The 21,944-nt window shown below is 48.3% G+C and carries 19 protein-coding genes and 1 pseudogene; 2 read left to right on the forward strand and 18 right to left on the reverse strand.

Features of this window, described 5'->3' with window-relative positions:
- From AK95_RS34370 to AK95_RS31915, 4 genes and pseudogenes are all read right to left on the reverse strand, one after another.
- Positions 1 to 71, reverse strand: a pseudogene (locus AK95_RS34370) (IS200/IS605 family transposase); the annotation flags it as partial.
- A gap of 241 nt (positions 72 to 312) precedes the next feature.
- Complete coding sequence (locus AK95_RS31905; RefSeq protein ID WP_071223985.1) at positions 313 to 3,555, reverse strand: PQQ-binding-like beta-propeller repeat protein; 3,243 nt, start codon at positions 3,553 to 3,555, stop codon at positions 313 to 315.
- Positions 3,556 to 4,110: 555 nt separating this feature from the next.
- Positions 4,111 to 5,016 carry a DMT family transporter gene (locus AK95_RS31910; RefSeq protein WP_071223987.1) on the reverse strand — a complete coding sequence of 302 codons (906 nt, stop codon included), beginning with the start codon at positions 5,014 to 5,016 and terminating at the stop codon, positions 4,111 to 4,113.
- A gap of 144 nt (positions 5,017 to 5,160) precedes the next feature.
- Positions 5,161 to 5,967, reverse strand: coding sequence for a helix-turn-helix domain-containing protein (locus AK95_RS31915; protein WP_071223989.1), 807 nt, complete (start codon positions 5,965 to 5,967; stop codon positions 5,161 to 5,163).
- A gap of 142 nt (positions 5,968 to 6,109) precedes the next feature.
- Between AK95_RS31915 and AK95_RS31920 the strand changes: the two genes are divergently transcribed.
- Positions 6,110 to 6,916, forward strand: coding sequence for a phytanoyl-CoA dioxygenase family protein (locus AK95_RS31920; protein WP_071223991.1), 807 nt, complete (start codon positions 6,110 to 6,112; stop codon positions 6,914 to 6,916).
- Positions 6,917 to 6,969: 53 nt separating this feature from the next.
- On the opposite strand, the gene AK95_RS31925 is transcribed toward AK95_RS31920, so the two are convergent.
- From AK95_RS31925 to AK95_RS31940, 4 genes are all read right to left on the reverse strand, one after another.
- Positions 6,970 to 7,509, reverse strand: a complete 540-nt coding sequence (locus AK95_RS31925; protein WP_071223993.1) for a GrpB family protein — start codon at positions 7,507 to 7,509, stop codon at positions 6,970 to 6,972.
- Positions 7,510 to 7,692: 183 nt separating this feature from the next.
- Positions 7,693 to 8,715 (reverse strand): 2,3-butanediol dehydrogenase, encoded by a 1,023-nt coding sequence (locus AK95_RS31930; RefSeq protein WP_071223995.1) that lies wholly within the window; start codon positions 8,713 to 8,715, stop codon positions 7,693 to 7,695.
- A gap of 20 nt (positions 8,716 to 8,735) precedes the next feature.
- Positions 8,736 to 9,344 (reverse strand): TetR/AcrR family transcriptional regulator, encoded by a 609-nt coding sequence (locus AK95_RS31935; protein ID WP_071223996.1) that lies wholly within the window; start codon positions 9,342 to 9,344, stop codon positions 8,736 to 8,738.
- A gap of 201 nt (positions 9,345 to 9,545) precedes the next feature.
- Complete coding sequence (locus AK95_RS31940) at positions 9,546 to 10,388, reverse strand: hypothetical protein (RefSeq protein WP_071223998.1); 843 nt, start codon at positions 10,386 to 10,388, stop codon at positions 9,546 to 9,548.
- 230 nt (positions 10,389 to 10,618) lie between these two features.
- On the opposite strand from AK95_RS31940, the gene AK95_RS31945 reads away from it, so the two are divergent.
- Positions 10,619 to 11,026 (forward strand): hypothetical protein, encoded by a 408-nt coding sequence (locus AK95_RS31945; RefSeq protein WP_071224000.1) that lies wholly within the window; start codon positions 10,619 to 10,621, stop codon positions 11,024 to 11,026.
- Positions 11,027 to 11,223: 197 nt separating this feature from the next.
- Here the strand turns inward: AK95_RS31945 and AK95_RS31950 are convergent, their stop codons facing one another.
- From AK95_RS31950 to treR, 10 genes are all read right to left on the reverse strand, one after another.
- Positions 11,224 to 12,348, reverse strand: coding sequence for a GerAB/ArcD/ProY family transporter (locus tag AK95_RS31950; RefSeq protein WP_071224002.1), 1,125 nt, complete (start codon positions 12,346 to 12,348; stop codon positions 11,224 to 11,226).
- A gap of 17 nt (positions 12,349 to 12,365) precedes the next feature.
- Positions 12,366 to 12,605, reverse strand: coding sequence for a hypothetical protein (locus tag AK95_RS31955; RefSeq protein ID WP_071224003.1), 240 nt, complete (start codon positions 12,603 to 12,605; stop codon positions 12,366 to 12,368).
- Positions 12,606 to 12,617: 12 nt separating this feature from the next.
- Positions 12,618 to 13,826: a Ger(x)C family spore germination protein gene (locus tag AK95_RS31960; RefSeq protein WP_071224005.1), complete on the reverse strand. Its 1,209-nt coding sequence runs from the start codon at positions 13,824 to 13,826 to the stop codon at positions 12,618 to 12,620.
- A gap of 35 nt (positions 13,827 to 13,861) precedes the next feature.
- Positions 13,862 to 15,457 carry a spore germination protein gene (locus tag AK95_RS31965; protein ID WP_071224008.1) on the reverse strand — a complete coding sequence of 532 codons (1,596 nt, stop codon included), beginning with the start codon at positions 15,455 to 15,457 and terminating at the stop codon, positions 13,862 to 13,864.
- Positions 15,458 to 15,646: 189 nt separating this feature from the next.
- Positions 15,647 to 17,086, reverse strand: a complete 1,440-nt coding sequence (locus AK95_RS31970; RefSeq protein WP_071224010.1) for a DUF4179 domain-containing protein — start codon at positions 17,084 to 17,086, stop codon at positions 15,647 to 15,649.
- A 21-nt stretch (positions 17,087 to 17,107) separates the two neighbouring features.
- Entirely contained in the window at positions 17,108 to 17,602 is a 495-nt protein-coding gene (locus AK95_RS31975; RefSeq protein ID WP_162487688.1) for a sigma-70 family RNA polymerase sigma factor, read from the reverse strand.
- A gap of 346 nt (positions 17,603 to 17,948) precedes the next feature.
- The gene (locus tag AK95_RS31980) at positions 17,949 to 18,464 is read right to left on the reverse strand and encodes a DUF3189 family protein (protein WP_071224012.1); all 516 of its coding nucleotides are present in this window, start codon (positions 18,462 to 18,464) and stop codon (positions 17,949 to 17,951) included.
- A gap of 174 nt (positions 18,465 to 18,638) precedes the next feature.
- Positions 18,639 to 19,721 carry a Gfo/Idh/MocA family protein gene (locus AK95_RS31985; protein WP_071224015.1) on the reverse strand — a complete coding sequence of 361 codons (1,083 nt, stop codon included), beginning with the start codon at positions 19,719 to 19,721 and terminating at the stop codon, positions 18,639 to 18,641.
- 489 nt (positions 19,722 to 20,210) lie between these two features.
- Entirely contained in the window at positions 20,211 to 20,993 is a 783-nt protein-coding gene (locus AK95_RS31990) for an SDR family NAD(P)-dependent oxidoreductase (RefSeq protein WP_071224017.1), read from the reverse strand.
- Between the two features lie 184 nt (positions 20,994 to 21,177).
- Positions 21,178 to 21,915, reverse strand: a complete 738-nt coding sequence (gene treR / locus AK95_RS31995; RefSeq protein WP_071224019.1) for a trehalose operon repressor — start codon at positions 21,913 to 21,915, stop codon at positions 21,178 to 21,180.
- Positions 21,916 to 21,944: the final 29 nt, after the last annotated feature.

Here is a 21,944-nt window from a genome sequence, read left to right on the forward strand (position 1 = left end):
TAAGGGGTAAATACAATGTGGTATTTGCACATCCACTTTGTGTGAGCTAGGCTGTAGCTCTTGGTTGCCATTTGAGACCATTCCTTTCTTTGAGCCTGAACATCTCAATTTTATTGGAATGGTCTCAGTGGTCAAACCCTCAATCCCTCCACCCGCATAGCGGGTGGTTTTTTGTTTCGCGCGTTTCACGCACTCAACTGGCTAAAGCCATAACAAAAACAGCCGCGTAATTCACGCGGCTGTTCCTACAATATGGACATTGATATAGAAGAAAAGTGTCGTGCTATTAAAATGGCTAAAGCTTTCGTTTGCTTACAGGTAACCTGCCAGTTTGGTAAGTATTTCTGCTTGTTCACCCGTCAATATTTTGCCGGATTGTGCGCTAATTTGATTGGAAAAAGCGTTCAGCATGCCTTCCTTGGCAGAGGTGTTACCTCTATTGTCGGCCTCTTTCGCTTGGAGGAGTTTACTTGAGAGCGATCGTGCGAGTCCTGGATCGCTCGCGGCGAAATGCGCTGCAAGCGCGGACAAGCTATCGTACGTTACAATCACCTCGAAACGAAAGACCGCTTCCGTTTTATTTCCCGCCAGATCGATTGCCGTGACCGAGATATCGTGGGATCCCGGCTCGAAGAAATAGGCAGGACGTTCAATCAGTGCATGAGAACAAGGATTGTCAGCTAACCCGGACAGACTGTCGACGGCGCTGCACGAAACGTATACAGAGTCGGTTACTGTGTACGTACGCTCACCGGTGAATTCAACGACAGGTGCCGTCTTGTCGATCTGCACCTTCAGCGTCCCCGGAACCTCAGTCACGCCTGAGAAGTTAGTGGCGGAATAGGTGACCGTCGTGACGCCTTCCTTCGTGATTTCAAGCTGGGCCGTATTCCCTTTTGTTGTAGTCTTCTCTATCGGCTGTGCCCCTTCCGCAGCGTATGCAATGGAGTGCGCGCGGTCGGCAGAAATGGACAAGGACACATCGGATTTCACCCAGCCGTTCTCGTTGGGAGTAGGCGATAGACTAACCGTGGAGACAGGCGGCACACTGTCTTTTACCATTACAAAGAAATCGTCATAATAGGCTGTTGCCACATTGTATCTGGAAGTTACCGCAATCAGTTTCGCGTAAGCTGCATTAGACGGAGCCTTCCCTCTTAGCGTCACTTTCTGCCATTGTGCCAATCGCGATTCATCCAAATGGGTTTCCAAGGTGGAGATGGTCGCGTTATTGCTATCAAAGAAACGGAACATAAAGCCAGGCTGACCGGATTCAATATAAAGATTCATGCCTGCCGTATATTCCTCTCCCGGAATGATGGGAATCGGATCACTCTGAACGGCAACGGATGCCGTTCTCAGCGTGTCCGTAATCTTCAAGCTGTGTGTTCCCGTGAAACTGCGTTCCGTGCTGCGATCATAGCGATACCCGTTGCCTGGAGCGAATAATGGACTCCATCCCTTTAATTCCTCTTCAAAGCCCGGATTGGTAACCGGAACAGCCGTATGCGGCGGTTCTTCAGTAACCTCTCCGTCAACTTCCATCCGATATAGGATCGTATTGGTTTGCATATCCGTGAAGTACAGGTTCCCGTCAGCATGCAAATCGAATCTGGAGGTGTCGGCCAATGTCCGATGTTCCAGCGTTTCAGGGTCTATGACCGTCAGTTTGTTGTTAAACAGCACATAGAGCAGTCCATCCTCCGACCAACGCAGCGGGTGGTGAGCCCATTGGCTGAAGTTTAAGCTTGGATACACTTTTTTGCTCTTCACAACTTGATACGTATCGGGATCGATCGCAAAAATATACTCATAGGATGCCCCCCAGATCAAACCGTCCGGACCGGCGGAAAGATCGCCGATGAATATCGGCTTATCCAGACCGGGAACCCGGAGCGGAAACTCTGCTATTTTTTGCTGTGTCTCCTCATCCCAGACAAAAATCTTCGCTTCCGCTTCCGTCGGCTCAGAACCCAGTCCGCCTCGAATCGTGGTGGAGCCGAACACCTTGCCGTCATGAACCGTCGTGCTGAGCACGCTCTGATTCTGGACGACATTGCGATGCAAGTTGATTTCTCCGGTGACGGTATCATAAACGGTCAATGAGCCGCCCAATGTGCCGTAGCCAGATATCGTCGAAATGTAGAGCTTGCCTTTGGAACTGGAGATATCCACCAGCCTCTCCTGATCGTTGCCCAGTACGGCCAGTCGCATCGGATTGTTCATTCCAGGCTCCGTCGATAAATCGAACTCGTACAGTCCGCCCTCCGGATACACGCCCATATAGACTTTATTGCCCACGGCATGAACGCTATCCGCCTGGCCGATGCTGAACGGCGTTGCGATGTTATCCGTCAGATCGACGAGCGAGGATCGCGCCTGCGAGCCGGTGGTGATCAGCTCCGTATGGGACACGCTTTTCAACCGGTTGACAACCCCGGGCAGACCTGGAATGACCGGCGGCAACAGGTGCACTTGCTTCGTTTCGATATTCATGATTGTAACGCCGCCGTCATAACGGACGGTCACCAGATTTTTGCCCGGGTATTCCGGATTATGGGGAAATTCAACCCAATCTACTCCCCGAAATCCGCTGTTGTACTCCATTCCGGTTAACTCGACCTCATGCGTGGCAAGATTAAACGTTTTCAGCTTCTTGTCGGACATATAATACAGTTTTCCGTCAAGCGAGTCCGTTGCGTGCAGCCCCGTTACGTTCTCCAGCACAACATCCAGCCAGCTTTCCGTCTGCGTATCGTAGATAAACGCCTCTCCAGGAATGCCGCTTCCGTCCGTATATCGGGCAAACAAATAACGGTTATCAATCGTGCTCAGGTCATATACGGTGTCTTCTTTAACCGGCAGGGAAGCAGCAATATTTGTTTTCTCACCTGTGGCTAGATTCACGCGTACGATCTGCTTATGCGCGGTACCTGCATATATATTGCCGCCCTGATAAGCAATGGAGCGTACATATTCCTGGTCAAGCAGCCCGATGACGCGGCCATAATCTTTGGTTTGCTTGGTAGCCGGGTCATACTGATACACTTTGCCGCCGGGATAGGTTCCGACATACACGCGGCCCTGTTCATCCGTGGTAATGCTGTTCGGAACCGACTGGCCGTCGAACTGTGCCACTTGCACAGGGACATGAGTAACCGGTGAGTAACTCCACAGCCTTGCCCCGCCACCGTCAGCCGCAAGGAACAATGTTCCGTCCGGTGCCGTCGTATGTGCCCATGAGCTTTCGGAGGGTCCGATCGGAATGCTCCGCAGCAGTTTATAATCCTCCAGATCAATGACATTAAGATGCCCCGGTTTTCCTTTACTGGTCGCGTAAAGCACGTTGCGGCCCTCTTCCTTGCCAGTGGTACCGTTGAACACGGCCACCGTATAGTTGTTAGGGACCAGAATTTCTTCCGGTGTTCCATATGTTTTTTGAGCTAGCCTGCTCTCCCCGGAAGCAGCTGCGACACCGCTGCCTCCCGAGCATGCCAATATAAAACAAATTGCAAGCATGATGACCTGGAACTTGCCACCCTTTCTAAATCTCATAAATAACCTCCCTAGAATCAGTCGTTGTCTTCCCGAAAAACCACTGCGCATACATGCGGCTAGCGAACGGGCGTTAGTCTCGGTTTTTGTATACGGATCCTCCTTTTTCGATGCATTGACAAGCCCTTGTAAGTAGAATCCAGAACTTGGACCCGGGTCGTCTGGCCCGTATATTAGGCAAATAGCAAGATGGTGTCAATCGATATTTATTTTGTTTTCTTACATTTATCTCGTTATCGGTCAAAGTGGATTTTGCAAAAGTGGTAGAATAATCGCAAAATCTTCATCGAAAATTTCAAGCTTAGAACCCAATAGATAAATAACTAAACCCGAAGGTTAACAAGAAAAAAGCCGCAATTTAAGCGGCCCGGAGCAAAGTATAAATTCGTATCACACGCGGCATCCTTCCTTCTTTAGGAAGCTCTTTAGGAAATTCTTCATTTTCGTTTATATCGAAATTCCCTTAATTACTTGAATGCTTCAGTTAAGGTACAACGCGGGGATAAAAAAATAAAAGACTGCCTCTTTAGCAGTCCTTCTTGGTGCTATTGAATGTTACTTAGGTACAGCAGCAACTCTTTCTTTTTGTGTTCGTCCGTCACGATTGGTGATAAACACCCCGGATAAAATGAGAATTAGGCCGAGGATCAGGCTCCATCCAATCGGTTCATCCAGCAGTGTATATCCCCAGATCATCGCCGTTGCAGGAACGAGATAAGTGACGGATGTCGCAAACTCGGGGCTCCCTTTCAAGACCATATAATTGAACAGAATATATGCTACACCAGAGCCGAAGATGCCCAGGCCAACAAGAGAACCTATATTGGCAGGCTCCGCGATCTTGGCAAGTTCAACCTTTTCCGTTGTAAGAGCGATTACTCCACTCCCTGCCATTGCCCCAAGCAATGTTGCGAACGTTAACTGATACATACTCAGTCCGCCCAATAAACGTTTGGATAACTGCGAACCAACGGCATAACACAAAGTAGCACCTATCATCGTCGCAAACCCAATGAAATCGACGGTAATAAATGATCCGGGTCGAATGCCGAGCAGAATGATCAGTCCGACAAGCGCGACGCCCATGCCCATCCATTGAATCCGCCTAAACACGGAGCCGAAGAACAGCAACCCGACGATCATGGTCCAAATCGGCGTCGTTGCATTCAATACCGAAGCCATGCTGCTGGCCAGCCTGGTCTCACTAAACCCGATTAAGGTCCATGGCAGGGCCATATTGATCATCGCGATCACGATGGTGGGCAGCCAGCGGATTTGCCGCAGGGCAAACGGCTTTCGCATGATGAGCATAACGACTGTGATGAAGAGAAATCCAAAGGTTGATCGCAGAAAGGCGATCCCCCACGGGCCGAAATCGTGCAGCAAATTTTTGACGAAAAAGAACGAACCTCCCCATATGAGACTTAGGAGGATGAGTGAAACATATAAGGATCGTGCCAACTTAATACCTTCTTTCTATATTAGGGACATCCTTATAAGTTAACATCTCATCATGGAGGTTGTACAGAGTGATTCTACACAATGCTCTTTCAGGCAGCTTCTTTCTATTGGTATGATTTATGGATAACTTAAGCCTTGCAGCCTTCATGTAGGCTTCCACGCCTGGCGGTACTGCCTCGGTGAAACCCCGTACTGTTTGCGAAACTGATCGGCAAAATGATTGTAACTGTTAAACCCGACATCCTGCGCGGCTTCGTTCGCCGTACGGCCGGAATGGGTCATCAATAAGGCGGCATGGCGAATCCTCATTTGATTCAGATGCTCTACAATGGTGTACCCCGTTTCTTGCTTGAACAAGTGGGCCAGCCTTGATCCCGATATTCCGACCTCTCGCGATATCGCATCAATTCGAATATCTTCTTTTAACGATCGGGACAGCAAACCAAGGGTCTGCTCGACTCTGGGATCGAGTCTTTTGTTCATCCGCTGCGCAAGCAGGAGCAAAATTTCACGCACCGAATTCTCACACAGTGCCTCCCATAGATCCAAACGATCCAGCGAATCTTGAAGTACATTCCGAAATGTTTGCTCGACTCGCCCACGGACACGTTCATCGGGCAGCGTTTCGACCAAAAACTCCTCATAACGCAGCATCCTGTTTTCCGGAAGTCCAGGATAATGAATCCACAGGAAGTTCCAGCGTTTCCCCTGCACAGTTCCGTATTCATGCGCGATATTGGCGCGCAGTAGGCCAAGCTGTCCAGGCCCGCAGCGTTTCTCTCCGGCAGGCGTCCGGACATAGCCCTCTCCATGCAGCGTATAAACAAGTAGCCAGTCCTTCATGCCATGAGGGCGACGTAAGCGATAAGCATCGTCTTGATCGAAATGGTCGCCGAATATGGTGCCGGTACTTTCTAAGGGTTTCACGTGCCTGCCCGCAGGCTTTCGCATGAACTTCTCCTCCTTTTGTACCTGTAATAACAGAATAGCAGAATCCAGGTATTAATAAGCAGAAAACTGACTTCCTCTCAAGTTAAGCAGGCGATATTCTATTGTCAATAGGAAAAACAATAAACGTACAGGAGGCACTCCCATGCAAAAACAGCCAAGGGTATTGACTCAAGAACAATTGCAATTGTTCGAAACGGAAGGTTATTTAATCGTAAAAGGACTCTTCCGCCAGGAAGAGGTGTCGGAAATCGAAGCAACGTTTGAGGAGATCAGCCATACTACCGTTCCTGGCCACTTTGAGCCGGTGTTGGATGAGGAAGTTGTCGAACCGCTGAAGCGTTATCCCCGTGTGATGCATCCTCACCGCTTTAATCCGACCGCGAAGAAATATATGCTGCACAAGCCTGTTATGGATGTACTGGCCGATTTGTATGGGGAGCCGGCACTCGCGGCTCAAAGCATGTTCTATTACAAACCCCCGGGTTCCCGCGGTCAAGCGCTGCACCAGGACAATTTTTACCTGCAGGTCGAGCCGGGTAACTGTATCGCGGCGTGGACCGCAATCGATGCGTCTAATGAAGAGAACGGCGGGTTGCTCGTCGTTCCGAAAACAAGTGATTATGCTCTGGTGTGCCCGGAGGAAGCCGATTCGAACGAGTCGTTCACCACCCATTTCGTGAAGCCGCCCAAAGACAGCAAGGCACTCCCGGCGATCATGGACAAAGGCGATGTGCTGTTCTTTAACGGCAATCTGATCCACGGCTCCTACCGTAACAAATCCAACCGTTTTCGCCGAGCCTTCATCTGCCACTACGCCAACGCCTCGGCTGCCAAGATCGGTGCTTTCTATCGGCCATTATTCCGGGAGGACGGGACGGAAGTCAATCTCGACATCAATCCGAATGGCGGTCCGTGCGGCGTCGAATTTGATACGGCTTATCCCCATTAAATTTCATGTGACCAGCGTATATCTTAATAGCGCTGGTCGCGCTGTTTGTAATCTTAATCTTCCCATACATTTTGCAGCGGAAGGCCCAGCTCACCTCGGGCCGCATCCACAACCATCTGAATAAAAGCGGTTTTCTCCTTCGTGTAGGCTTCCATGGAACTTGCGTTTAGGGCAGCCGCCCTTTTTACTGCGCCGTACTGCGTGACAAGCTCCGGATGTCTACGCAAATAATCTCGCAGCAAAATTTCATTTCTCGTAGGGAACGACGCATCATACATCATAAGGTGAACATTATGGGTCCACTTTCCTTCCGTACGCTTGGCAAATAAATATCTCCCCTGCATTCCGGTTGGAATATGCGTATAGCTAGCCGGATCAAACCTTGATTCGTAATAGGCGACCGGCCGGAGCGGCGTCAAGCCGACAAAAATGTCGATCACCGGCTTGGATGCCTGCCCGGGAATCGCGGTACTCCCCACATGCTCGATGGCTACCGCTTCGGCACCAAGTCCCGAAAGCAGCGCTTCTTTTTCGGATTCAAAAGCTTCCGTCCAGCTCTGGTCATATTCTACAATGTTGATGGTATCCTCCATCACGCTCACCTCGCTCTGCTTTTATTAACCTAAGAGTGGTTTATGGAAATATGTAAGAATTTAATTATATATAATAAAGCGCATTGGTTGAAGGCTGATTGGATAATATATCTATCTTTCATTAAATTCGGCGTAAGGTTCAATATAGAAAAGCCCTACCAAGATCTTGGTAGGGCTGATTCATTAGGACAAGTGCATATCAACTAAAATTTTGCATTGTTTTCGATCATTGGCCAATGTTTCAAAGCCTTTCTCGACAATATCGCCAAGCGGTATGAGGCTTGTGATGACCTTGTTCCCATCAATGATGCCTCCGGCGAGTAATCGAATCACCTCGGGGAACAGGTTTGCGTAAGCGTAAGAACCGGTGATTTTGGCTTCGGTCTTTACAAAGCTGTTCGGACTAAAGGTGACCGGCTGCTCCCACAAGCTCACAACCTTGAATTCCCCGCCTTTTCTCACCGCACTTACGCCGCTCAAGAATGTGGCCTGCACACCCGCCGCATCAAAGGCTACGTCCACTCCTCCGTCCGTCAGCTCCTTGATTCGTGCAACTGCATCGACTTCAACCGGGTTAAGCACGTGGGTTGCACCTAGCTCCAGCGCCTTCTCCCGGCGGTCATCGGATACTTCAACGACGATTATTTCGCTTGCTCCCGCCGCTTTCACCGCTTGCAGGAGCAAAAGACCGATCGGACCAGCTCCAAAGATAGCTGCCGTATCGCCAAGGCGCAGTGTGCTTTGCCGTACCGCATGAACCGCTACGGCCGTAGGCTCGACGAGTGCTCCTAGCTTAACGTCCATTTCAGCTGGAAGCTTGAACGCATTCTCCTCTTTAACTACGGCGTATTCCGCGAACCCGCCAGAAATGGAATAACCGTAACCGCCGCTGTTCGAGCACAGATTCGCCATCCCTCTTCGGCAATTGGAGCAATGGCCGCAAGCGATGAGTGGTTCAACGGCCACCTGATCACCGGGCTCCACGGTGGTTACGCCTTCTCCTACTTCAACGACCGTACCGGAGAATTCATGTCCGAGAACCGGCTGCGTGCGGATTGGAAATGTACCCGCTACATATTCATGCATGTCGCTTCCGCATATGCCTGCATAATCCACTTTGACGAGCACCTTTCCCGCTTCAAGGGGAGGAATGGCTGTTTCTTCAACCCTGATGTCTTTAGTTCCGTATATTTTCGCTGCTCTCATGATGTTATCCCCTTTGCTGTTCACGATGAATGCAAACCGTTCAAGACAAGGCGAATGATATGCTCAGCTGCCTGCGTGGCATTGTCCTCCGCAGGGGGCAAATCGCTGAACACTGGCTCGAGGAACGGGTTCTGTCTGGAAAAGATCACGACCCCCATTACAAAATGGACGGCATGCACAATCGATTCGAACTGAAACACGCCTTGACTCTTCCCTGATTCCAGTATGGCTCTTAGATGTACCCAAGAAGGATAATAGGCATTTGAAAGCATCTTGAGCCGGGGACTTTGCATCATCATTTCCTGTTGCAGGATATGAATCAGCTCTTCGTTATCGTAACGGTATGCAACAAAACCACGGATAAACGCTTCAAGCGCTTTGATCGGCTCATCCAAGTTGAAGGACAGCTTAGCAAAATGTTCATTAAGCGGTTCGAACAATGCATAGAGCAGCTTGTCCTTTCCTCCGAAATGGTAGGATACCAGCGCTAATGCAACGCCTGCATCGTCACAAATTTGCCTGACGCTGGTGCCTTCAAACCCTTTTCCGGCAAATAGCTTCTTCGCTGCCTCTAAAATCTTCTGCTTTACGTCCTTTTCCTGATCCTGTACCTGTTCTTCGTTTACCATTTGACATCCATTACCTGTCTTCATGTATTTGCTATTCCAATTATTCGTTAAGTTGATTCTTTGATTTGAACGTTCGTTTTGAACAATTGTTCAAGCAGCTGCGAATTCATTTTACTCCTCGTTTTTATTCATGTCAAATGTGTCTGCACCCTTGGATCAAGAGCCGCGGCCTTCGCCGCAGCCATGCTCCTCGGCTTCATACTATCTCGCTCTTCTAGTCTTTATCCATTGAGTGATTCGCTTGGCTCTTCCGATCATCTTAGGGAGCAGCATCAATGCGACGATACAAGAAATGATCAAATACACGATCTGGACTCCATTCTCTTCCGACAACATCTGTTCTACACTCGTACCGATGAGCAGGACAGGCTGCTTCGCATCGTCCCCCGGTAAGTTGAAGGCTTCCAGCTGACCTTTGCTAGCCCTGCCAATTACCGTCACCCAATCTCCAGGGGAGACGGCATAATACCCGTAAGCCGTACCCTTGGGACTTTCCATCAGCAGCGGTCGGGATGAATTTCCTTCGTAAATCAGGGTGACATGTTTAGGATCAACCGTCGCAACATTCAGCGGAAGCCAGTCCGTGTAAAACCTGATCCGTTCCGCCTGAACCGTTACTCCGTTTAACTCTGAACTTCCCCAAGATTGGTGGCTTCCGTTATCATCCAGCTTGTAATCGCAACCACCCTTGCCGCATTCCCAGCGGAATGGCTCTTTCTGGAGCAGAGCGTAACGACCCTGAAGCTTGCCTTCATCCGTATATGCCGCTTTTCCTCCTGCCTGACCTTCGAGACGTACATAGCCAGTCGTTTCGGATGTCAACTGCTGGACCGGCTGAGCTTTGTTTATAATGGTCGTGAGCCGGGCGGAATCCCAATACATTAGAAGCGATCCGAGCAGGATGATCCATCCGATCGCTTCCATAATCCGAAACCAGAACCGATCGAAGCGGGTGTCTTTGGATCGTTTACGTTGTTTTCTTGCTTTCTGCTTATATGTATGGATACCTGTACGACTGGGTTTATCTTTGCGCTTCATGGCCACGGGTTTATCTCCTCCTGTTAACGATGTCAGAGATGACAATGTATCATATACGACTGTAAGATACGCGGGGTTTCAATCGGCATCAGACAATGGATAGGATGTGAGAGCATCCGCTAGGCTATCTTGTTTGAATCGTGTATGCATTGTGTATTTGTTGTGTATACATTGTGTTTACAATATGTAGTCACTTTGAGTACAATTGATCTACAACGTTAAGGAGGCTTTTGCCAATGGATACTAATCTGCACATCCGTCTAAACAAAGAACTTAAGGAGAGCTTTCAAGAGATAGCGAAGGGCAATAATACGGACCCTTCTTCTCTGGTTCGCGACTGGATTGGCAACTATGTAGCGGAGCATCGAAAGACGGGTGAAGATTCTGCTGCCGAGTTATATTTGGCAGGATACCAATTGCAGCAAGCACTGGGAGGAAGGGATCATATCACCAAGGAATTCGCTAAACAATTGCAGGAGCATTCCTTGACGAATCAGAAGGAGTTCACGCAGTTGATCTTGACTACCTATATGGATCTGGATCTTACGATTCCTTCGTGTTTATCCAAGACTTATAAAGGCTACGCTTATTCTCAAATGTTTTTGATGGGCTTGATCGGTGATAAACCTAAGAATTTGGCATAAATCACAATCGCCGTTATTCCTTAATGAAGTCAGAGTGACTTCATCTATTAGTGCAATAAGAGATAATCTCCCCTTTCCTGCTGGCTCAACTTAAAAAACCGTCTACAAGTAGACGGATCGAACAATAGCTCCAGCATTATCCATTTCAATTGCGATTTCTGTGGATTATCAATAAACCCACTTTGTCCTCCAACCGTTCAGGCGGGTTTCGAGGACTTTTTTGTCTTTTTGGAACCTATTTTACGCAATCCGTGCATGCCGAACAACAACAGCGGGAGAATTAATCCGATCGTAATCGTGTACGGAATCCAAGTCTTGTTGTCCCATACCAACTTGTATGGAACATTGGGATAGATGAAGACGGAAACCGCAGCCAGAATCCAACCGAGTGGAACGACCAGAGGCTGATAGTTTTTAATATGAAATATTTGGCTTATGCCTATCGCTATGGCATAGAAATACAAGGAAATCCGATAAAACAAAGTGATAAACCACATCACGGCCATGACTGCCTCAATACGCTGAAGGAAATTGCCGATATTGATTTTTTTTGCCAGCATATAACTTGGATATAGGTTTCTTCCTGTTATATCCGGACCCAGGACCAAGATGGTTAAGGCAATAATCGTAAACAGCACCATCGCGCCGAATAGACTGCCGATATAAACGGCCTTGTAAGCCTCGGCCGGGCGGTTGACAGCCCCCGGATAGATGATCATCAATACGATATGCGGCAGAAAAGCAATGCTAACGAAAGAGACCGCGGCTGGAAATAGGGGGTTAACCCCCGATTCGAAAATCGGCATAGCATTCTCCCATTCAATCTCTGACAATAATAATAAACTCATGGATAGAAACAGAAGAAGAAACCATGGGAAGAGCATTTCCGCTGAACGAGCCAGCACTTCAAGGCCTAAACGAACCCCCAGCACAACCAAGGCTCCAAATAGGAAGATGATCGCCTGAATCGGGGTTTCCGGCAGCATCTGAATCGTCATGAAAATACCGATTTCATGTAACACCGTAGCGGGACCGCCTAGGAACAACGTAAGCAGGAAGAGAACGTTTATCATTTTGCCGATCCATTTTCCAAAAAGCTTCTCGGACAACTGCATCAGATTCGTATCCGGATATTTTTTGAACATTTGCAGCTGCAGCACCAAAATGATGAATCCGAGGCCGGTCCCGACCAAGCAGGCAATCCAAGCATCTTGCTTAGCAATGGAAGCCATACCCGAAGGAACGATAAGAATAGCGCTTCCGATCGTATACATGGCAGTTAATATGCTGACCTGACGCAGTGAAATTTTGACTACGGGCATCTTTCCCGCTCCTTTTCTTATTGGATCAAACCGATGGCAGTGAGCCAATCACTGAGCGGCTTGAATACGACCGTGATCATAGCCAAGGGAGTTGGAATATCGTTCATGACCGTTTGAGTCACGCTAATTCCCATGCCAATGATCATGAGTACCGCGAACCCCCAGATTTCCCTGTGTTCTTTTTCCCGTAGCATCCTCGGCAGCTCCAGCCAGGTTAAGATCACAGCTGAAGCCGCAATAATCGCGATGTTGAGCATGAAATCATCGCCTCATTCCTTGATATCATTTAGAAATGAATCGTTGGTAGTTCCTGTACGCCGGATTTTATAATCCACCTGGATATGGGTCTCGAGACTCGGAAAATATCGGTCTTCCCACTCGTCCTTCATCCCTTTCCACGCCTTCGGGTGCGCACGGCGAAAAGCTTCCCCGAAGCCGAAGATGTCCACTTTATGCTCCGTTTGTACTTTAGCGATAACTGCCTCTAAGCTTTGGGTTAGTCTTTCTTCCATTTGGACTTCGAGGTCTCTTACGGTATCAGGTTGAGACAGATCCAAGCCGCCGCACTCTACAGAGCCGATATTTCCCTCCATATTAATTCGGATATCCATTTCAGGACGGGATTGGACCATCCTTCCCTTCAGCTTCGTTTCGGACCTAAGCGTCTCCACAATAACCTTTCCATCGTTCCGGCGGCAAGGTATGAAATCGACAGAGCTTTTCACGTGCCCCGTAATAAGTCGATACCCTCTGCTATCCTTCTCGTTTAACCATCCAATCTGCTTGTCCCTTTTGAAAACGGCAAGCCCCGAATATTTCAATTGGCTTGGCGTATTAATATTTTCTACATTCTTCTTCGTTTTTCCGATGTCCCGATTCCCTGCTATTATCAATCCTGTAAGCACAGGGTGTTTGCCGCTGCTGGTCAAATCACTTATCAATTCATCCAGCGTTACGGCCATGCTGGGTGACCATACCTTCTCGGAGATTTGCAGCGATTCGTAAAGTTTATTTGCAGGGATGGTTTCCATGGGCGTCATGATTTTTAACGTTTCCTCCGCCGTTGCTCCTTTGGTCACCACCAGGTAGAAATCGGGTCTAAATTCATGATCCCTGGATAGCAAGTCCAGAACTTTGGCAATCCCTTCTTTTGCCATCGCCTCATCCATCAGAAACATCCGTAAATGGGAAAAATAAATTTTTCGCGGACTGTTCTGCGTCATCCTCCGCGCGGCTTCAAAAATAGTGTCCCCTTCTGCCGTAAACAATGTAGCCGGCGCTTGGGGACCTCCACTTCTTTTGGCGGTGAGCTGCCCGGGGTTGGCAACCTGGACAGTTAAACGGTAGCGGCCATCCACCCAGTCCACTCCAGCGGCCACAGCTATGGCCAAATCGTTCAATTCCCTGCGGTTCCAGCAACCGCTCAGAAAAAGCATGATGACGATATGTAGGAGAATCAACGCCAAGATCCGTTTCATCCATTTCACTCACTTTCCCGCTGGTCTGCAATAATCTATTCCCGCGATTTTTGGGGTGGCGTGCTTTTTCTGCGCTTTTGGTTGTTCTGATTCATCAGTCGGGGGCGACTTAACAGCATCCAATGCGGCAGTCGCAATATCGTATCTTTTTGCCCTTCCGGAATTAACGGCGCGAAAGGCGACATGTACGGGACTCCGAACGAGCGTAGGCTGCACAAATGGAGAATTAGAGCGATGATCCCCACTAAGATGCCGAACAGGCCAAAGGATCCGGCTAGGGCCATTAACGGAAACCGAAGCATCCGAAAAGCAATGGACATATTAAAGGATGGAACGACGAAGCTGGAAATTGCCGTGATCGCAACCACGATGACCATGGCGGGCGAGATGATCCCCGCTTCAACGGCGGCTTGCCCAATCACCAATGTGCCTACGATGGAAATCGCCGATCCGATATTTTTGGGCAGCCGCACGCCTGCCTCCCGCAGAATCTCGAAAGTAACCTCCATAAGGACCGCCTCGACAAAGGCAGGAAACGGGATCTGCTCACGCTGCCCAGCCAGCCCGAACAGAAGCCTTGTCGGCAGCATTTCGTGATGAAAAGTGGTTATGGCAACATAGAGGGAAGGTCCAAGCAAAGAAATAAATATGCTCAGGTAGCGCAGCAAGCGCAGGAAGGAACTGATATCCGCGCGCTGGTAGTAATCCTCCGCAGCATGCAAGAAAGAGACAAAAAGAGCCGGAACGATCAGAACGAACGGAGTCCCGTCCACGATAATCGCGATTTTCCCTTCCAGCAGCTCGGACGCAACCACATCCGGACGTTCGGTATTATAAACGGTGGGAAAAGGAGTTAACGTCTTATCCTGAATCAACTCCTCGATATAGCCGCTCTCCAAAATGCTGTCCACATCGATTCGTCCAAGCCGGGTCCGGACTTCCCCGACAATTTTATCGTTTGCAATGCCGTTAATGTACATCATTGCGACATCCGTCTGCGTCACTCGACCGATTTGTTTCGTTTCCATCCACAGTTGAGGATCCTTGATTTTCCGGCGAATCAAGGCCGTATTCGTTCGCAGCGACTCCGAAAAGGACTCGCGCGGGCCACGGACGACATTCTCCGCCGATGTTTCCATGACCCCACGGTCCTTCCACCCGCGTGTACCTGCCGCGATGCCTCGATTCAATCCATCTACCAGAAAAATGGTGTCTCCCGACAATAAGGAATGGAACAACTTTTTATAATCGGTAATAGACTGAATCTCTTGATTGACAAGGGAAATTTGTTCTAATATCTTTTGCCCGTCGAATGGTTTCGAATGTTCCGAATCATCCCTAACCCGGGATTTCGCAATATCTGCTACGGCCATCATGATGGATTCCGAAATGATCTTTTGATCCGCCAAGCCGTCCGTATAAACGATAGCGATATAGTGTATCTCCTCTTCATCCAGCGGAATTTCCCTGATCACGATATCGCTGCTGTTGCCGAGGGCTGCTCTGATATGGTTTAGATTGCTTTGTATATCCGGGCTTAAGGCATCGGGATCTGTAATCGATGTGTTAGCCGGTAGGGTATCTTTGATGCGGTTTTTGACGGAATAGCCGGTTCTTCTTCGATACCGCATGGGAACATCCTCCCTCTCTCAGATGCTATTCCCCCATTATTACCGAAGAAAACCAGCTGTAAACTTTCATTGGATTGCTTTCATAACAAATACAAATATCCCCCCATAGACACAATGTAGAGTTCACTGAGATCATGATCTCTTTTCTGCCATGAGGGGACAATCGTGTATCCTTAACATTTAATTATTTCATTTCTTGAGCAGGTCTATAGCCTGACTATCCTTAATCGGAATCCAGTATTGTTTGACTCCTATCGTAAGCGGTTGCGGATACTCAAGCGCATCCTCCCCAAAATTATAGGCCGTAGTGTCTTCTATGGTATCATCTTTAACCGACGTCAGGAGTCCACTGTGACTGCTGCTTTCTGGCGATAACCTGCTATGTTTCACCCCCGAGGCATCTGTGAAGCTGTCCTCCAGCCACATCCCGAAGCTTTCAGCTGCATGAGCTTCTTCGAGAATGCGCTGAAAATATACTTCTCCTGCGCCAGCTTCCTGATCGGACGGGAGTATTCGCAGAAGCTCGTCCGGTGCATCGATGATTTGTTTCTTCTTCAGATCAACAACGATGTTCATCTCGTCTTTATTCACGGCCGCGATGCCAAACGCCTTGAATGTGGTCGTATCCAACTGATCCAGCTGGCTGTTCTTGTATACCAGCGTAACTTTGGCGTCATCCTTTAAGATCGCTTGAGGATAATATAACTTCTTGGTATGCTCCCCGCTTTTTCCGATCAGAACCGGATTCAGCAATTTGAAAATCTGTTTCTCATTGGCGTGGTCATATTCCAAGTCCACATAGGTGTTCAGAGGCGTAAACAGCAACTGGCGAACGTTAATCCGTTGTCCATCTACCTTCAATGTACGATCCGGGTAATAAGCTCGTTCATTGTCTTCAAACATATTGGGTTCGAGTTTCAGAGAGAAATCCATGCTGGTTAAGTACTTCTTACTGTTAGAGTTCAAGGCTCGATCCGACGTATCAGATAAGGTAATATGAATGCTTGCTTTATTCGTATAAGGATCCGTTGGCAAAAGATTCGTGGAATACGCATAATATGAGTTCTGCCCTGGGGGAATCTGTCCGCTCCCGCTCATATTGGCTATCATGGCTCCAACTGACGGCGTTTCGTAACCTCCGTAATCTAGCGTGAAATCCCGTACGATGATATCTTTGTCACTATGATTAAGCACATTAAAGAGAACAAAGGACTTCCGGCCGTCGGATACAGATCCCAGAATCTCCACGCGATATCCCTTTTTCTCCATGGCCTGGTTGATTGGCTGTATGAGACCTCGTTCAAGCGCGCTCCTCAGCGAGCCATCCTTAATCCTTTCAGTCGGGAACGATTCCAGATTATAGACGCTGCCGATACTGGAGGTCTGGACAAGATGGTCTTGCTTCCCCGTAAATGGAGATCCGTCCATCGTGAACATGAGGAGAGCTGCGGCAGTCATTGCTGCCATGGCTCCCAATCCGTAAGAATACATACGCTTCACTTCGCGTTTCCTCCCCCGTTCCATTCCCCCCCGCACCGCAGTTGAAAGCTTAGACTCCGGGAGGGAATTGGCTTTCTCATTCAACACGGTTGAATCTTTCATAAGTACGCGCTGTTCTTTGTCCAGCATGGTATTTTCGCCTCCCTATCCTTAGACGTAGTTCCGAAGCTGCTTCAGCCCTTCACGCAGCCAGGTTTTAATCGTGCCTTCCGGTTTTCTGAGCACTTTTGCAATTTCTGCCGTAGTCATATCCTGGTAATACTTCAGCATCACGACGTGCCGATATTTTGTCTTCATCCGATCCATTGCCTGCTCAAGATCGATCCGATCATTGCTTTGCATTTCCTGCGCAGCCTCTTCCCTCAATGCCTCCACCGGAAATATGCGTTTTTTGCGCCGGAGCTCGTCCATGCAGCAGTTGATCGTGATCCGGATCAGCCAAGGGGCAAACGCCTGCTCATCCTTCAACTTTTTGCGCTTCATCCAAGCTTTGCAGGACGCTTCCTGCACGATTTCCAGCGCATCGGCTTCGTTTCTCATATAACTGAATGCTATGGAGTATAATTTCCGTTGTTCGCTTGATAAATGGTTGAAAAAAGCTTCTTCTTCCATCTCCTTCGAATCCGACAACTTGACTTCGTTCATCGTATTCTCCACCCCACCGTCCCCCTTTCTTCTGTCTTTGGGTAATGGGAAATTAGCCGCCATATCGTCCACTCATAAAGTAAGACGCGGCTCACCTGAAAATCGATTGATTTTCAGGAAAATTGTTTCGCGGACAAACAAAAAAAACGACATCCAGAAAATCGATTGACCCGGACGTCATTCTTTTAATCGTCATTCAAACTCAGATGCAGGGAATTGCAGGCCCCTCGACGCTTTAAGCAAACGCCGTAAGCATGTTCTTTAAGAACGCCCTATGTCATCATTCGTTTGGAGTTTCTTATGCAAATTGGTCTAACTTCTCATATGAATGTAGCGATTCGCATAGCTAAGAAGAGAAATTTTTGTTCTCCATAACGATTACGGATTCTGTTCCAGACCTCGCGGCTGCAGTTTGTTTGGTATGTAGAACCAGTTCACGGATGTTGCTGCAGCACTGCTTCGCGCCTGCGATTAATAATGGATCGCCTACAAAACTCAATTTTAATCTTTTAGTTAAAAATCCTCCAATCGTCATGACCAATGGAACGGTAGGCGAAGTATTGGAATATACAATCGGTTCTGCGTTCTGATATTTGTCTTGAAGGATCAGGCTCAAATTTTTTAGAGCTGGTATGACTACCTTGGATGAGCCTCTTCCAAGTGTGTATACCGGATTCCCGTTCTCATCCAGCCCGTGAAAAACGAGTTTGCCCATGTCGGAAGTATTGAGTTTATTAAAACAGTCAACCGCCAGAATCTCTTCTGTAGTAAGCTGCCGATGCGTGGGTAATTTATTTAGATGATACGCGGCTGCCAGCGAGGTTGTGTGGGTTCCACCGTAATCATTATAAATAAATATCATTTTGTAACCCTGCCTTCATGATGTAATGAGCTCATTATGCCCCATTAATCTATACTATATCCTATTTCTCCCCAATCACCTATCCAGTTTTGCTAGATTCAGTATGATCGAAATAAAAAAAAGCCCTGAACCTCAGGGCTTTTTGCATGATTAAATCATCATATAAATCTAAACTTAGTCCAGGTAAACGGCTTTGCCGAGTTTTGCGGATTCGTAGAGAGCTTCCAAAATTCGAGATACGACATAAGCTTGTTCCGGGGTCACGACAGGATCCTTATCCTGATCGATCGCCTCGATCCATCTTCTCATCTCAACATCCGGAGCCTGCTCCTTCTTCCCGTCATAGAACGCCACTCCGCCGGAATTCAATTCGATCTCGTTGGTGTACAGACGACTGAATTTCTCGCCGTTGAAGCGAAGACCGTTCTTCATGTCGGCTCCGCCTTCCGAACCGCTCAGCGTACATTTGGCTTCATCGATATCCAGCGTATTGAGCGCCCAGCTGGATTCCAGCATAATGGTCGCGCCATTCTCCATTACAATCATACCAAACGCGGAGTCCTCGACCGTGAATTTTTCCGGTTCCCATGGTCCCCAAGCATTTGCCGCGTTCTCCTTGCGAGACAATTCATGGTAAGTGGTACCGAGGACGATCTTCGGTTTGTAATTATCCATCATCCAGAGGGTCAAATCGAGAGCATGCGTACCGATATCGATAAGCGGCCCGCCGCCTTGTTTTTCCTCATCCAAAAACACGCCCCAAGTTGGAACCGCTCTTCTCCGTACGGCATGAGCCTTGGCAAAATAAATATTTCCGAGTTCACCGGCTTCGCATACTTGTTTCAGGTAAAGACTGTCTTCACGGAATCGGTTATTGTATCCGATCGTCAATTTCTTGCCTGTGCGCTTCGCGGTCTCCATCATTCGCTTGGCATCCGCAGCCGTTTTTGCCATCGGCTTCTCGCACATGACATGCTTACCTGCTTCAAGGGAAGCAATGGAAATTTCGGCATGCGAGTCATTAGGCGTCAGAACATGAATGATATCGATGCTTTGATCCTGCAGCAGCTCTTTATAGTCGCTATACACTTTAGCTTCCTCAATCCCGTACTTGCTAGCAGCAGCTTCTGCCCGATCAAGGACGATATCACAGAATGCCACGAGCTCCACGTTGTTCAATCTGCTTAAGCTCGGCAAATGCTTCCCATTTGCGATACCGCCACAGCCGATAATTCCAATACGATACACTTTAGACATGGATCATCACCTTCACTTTTCATTAATTTTTAATCACTTCAAATATAAAGTCCTGCCTATCCATAACGCCTTAAAGAGCAGGCGGGCTTTTATGTATGTAATTCTGCCACAACATCTCTTCGGTCTCCGGATATGAACTTAGCTGCCATGACATCCACATATAAGGTATCACATCTCACTCATTTTTTTAGTCCAACTATGCGACAAATCATATATAAAATTACGACATCCTTATGAGAAGAACATCATTAGGCAAATGGGGCTCTTACTACATATGATCCTCAGTTTACATAATATAAATTATGAAAAAATGAATTCTACCATGTAGCATGAGGATGCCTGCGTATGGATTCAATCCTATGGGAATCCACCTGCAGACCTAAACTGCGAAATGCCATAAGCACGGCGCCGGCGGCGGCCGATAATTGAGGGATATCACGACCTCATGCTTCACATCCAAGACCTCCCGCGTTCTTAATTGCTAACGGCTTACAAAGACGGAGCTGAACCCCCGTCAATATTGATGGAAGTGCCTGTAACATAGGAAGCAGCATCGGATGCCATAAATACGATAACTTTTGCCGCTTCTTCCGTGTTTCCAATACGTCCGAGCGGAATGTTATGGCGTGGGTCCCGGGCATACTGTTCCCAAGTGAGTTCAGGTGATTCACGTTTCCAACGTGCTTCAAGCTGTGCACTGCGTATCGTTCCGATGCATACGGTGTTTACCCGGATCTGGTCTTTCGCCAAATCGTGACTCATGGCCTTGGTCATGGCTTGCCCTGCCGCGCGGCTGACGCTGCTTGGCATGGATGAGGCCGGCGGCGTTTTGGCCCAGGATGTCGTGACATTAATAATCGCACCCCCGCCGGACTCTCTCATATGAGGGACAGCTGCACGCGCGAATCGTATCGCGCCAAACAGCTTGAGATCCAGATCCGATGCCCATTGTTCGTCGTCAATCAGTTCAAATGGCCTGGCAGCGGCGGCTCCGGCGTTGTTCACCAGAATATCAAGCTGTCCATAATGCTGCATGGTATCGTTCACCGCTCGTATGCAATCCTCAGGTTTCGTAACATCCGCTGCGATGGTTAGCGTTTCGATATCCGCTGTTTGTCGGATATGGTCTGCCGCAGCTTTTAACTGAGCCTCATCCCGTGCACAAATAGCAACCTTGGCACCTTCCAACGCAAAAGCAACCGCGGTTTCAAGGCCTATCCCTCTGCTTCCTCCGGTGATTAACACGACTTTTCCTGTCAGTCCCAAGTCCATGTTCTATCGACTCCTTTACCTTGATTATCGGACAATCCCTACTAGATAGCTTCAACATCAAGAAGGAAATTTCCTCTTTCTTTCCATCTATTCTCCGGCACATCGCCCCGTTAACCAAATCCCCGGTAAGCCTGTCAAGACAACATAAAAAAGCCGCGATGAATTCGCGGCTGCATAATCACTTCTATTGCTCTCCAAAATCATGATTGGTTTCTCTTCTTGCAAAATCAACGAATTGAAATTTATCCAATCGATGCCTCGATTCCGTATACTGGAAAAGCGTGGTATCTTCCAGGTGAACGTAGCCCCGGACTACGACGACATGAGTATCGTTTCCAAGATCCATATAGGACTGGTCCATCGTAGTAGCTCGTTCAACGGAGATCATTTTTTTCGAATAGCTGATTTTCAGATGGAGCTCCTGCTCCAGGTATTGATAGATAGAATCGCCGGTAATATCTCTCGTTAGACCCGTTACGATGTCGGCAAGCAAATAATCGATATCGAGAATGATGCGCTCATCTTCGATTTCCCTTGCACGGATGACCCTCCATACAAGCCGATCCGGACGAATTTGAAGCTCCCTTGCAATTCCCTCCCCGGCCGGAACACATTCCGTCTCATATACAATCGTTCGGCTCTTTCGGCCTAACCGTTCCGCTAGCTCTTTATAACTGACGAGCCCCGTTACCGGGAAGTTCATTCTGCCTGTATCCAGCACAAAAGAACCTTTACCTTTTACCTTGTGAATATAACCGTTTTGAGCCAGCAAATTGAGTCCCTTGCGTACCGTTTCCCTAGTGATTTGATAGGTAGCCGCAAGCTCGTTTTCCGAGGGCAGCTTGCTGCCGGGCTGCAGAGCGCCGGTTTCGATTTTGTCGGCATAATCTTTGTATAGCGTCCAATAAATGTTGTTCGTCATCCTTTATCACCATCAGTTATTGTACCATT

This window comes from Paenibacillus sp. LC231 (genome assembly GCF_001860525.1).
In the GTDB taxonomy this organism is placed as follows: Bacteria; Bacillota; Bacilli; order Paenibacillales; family Paenibacillaceae; genus Paenibacillus_AQ.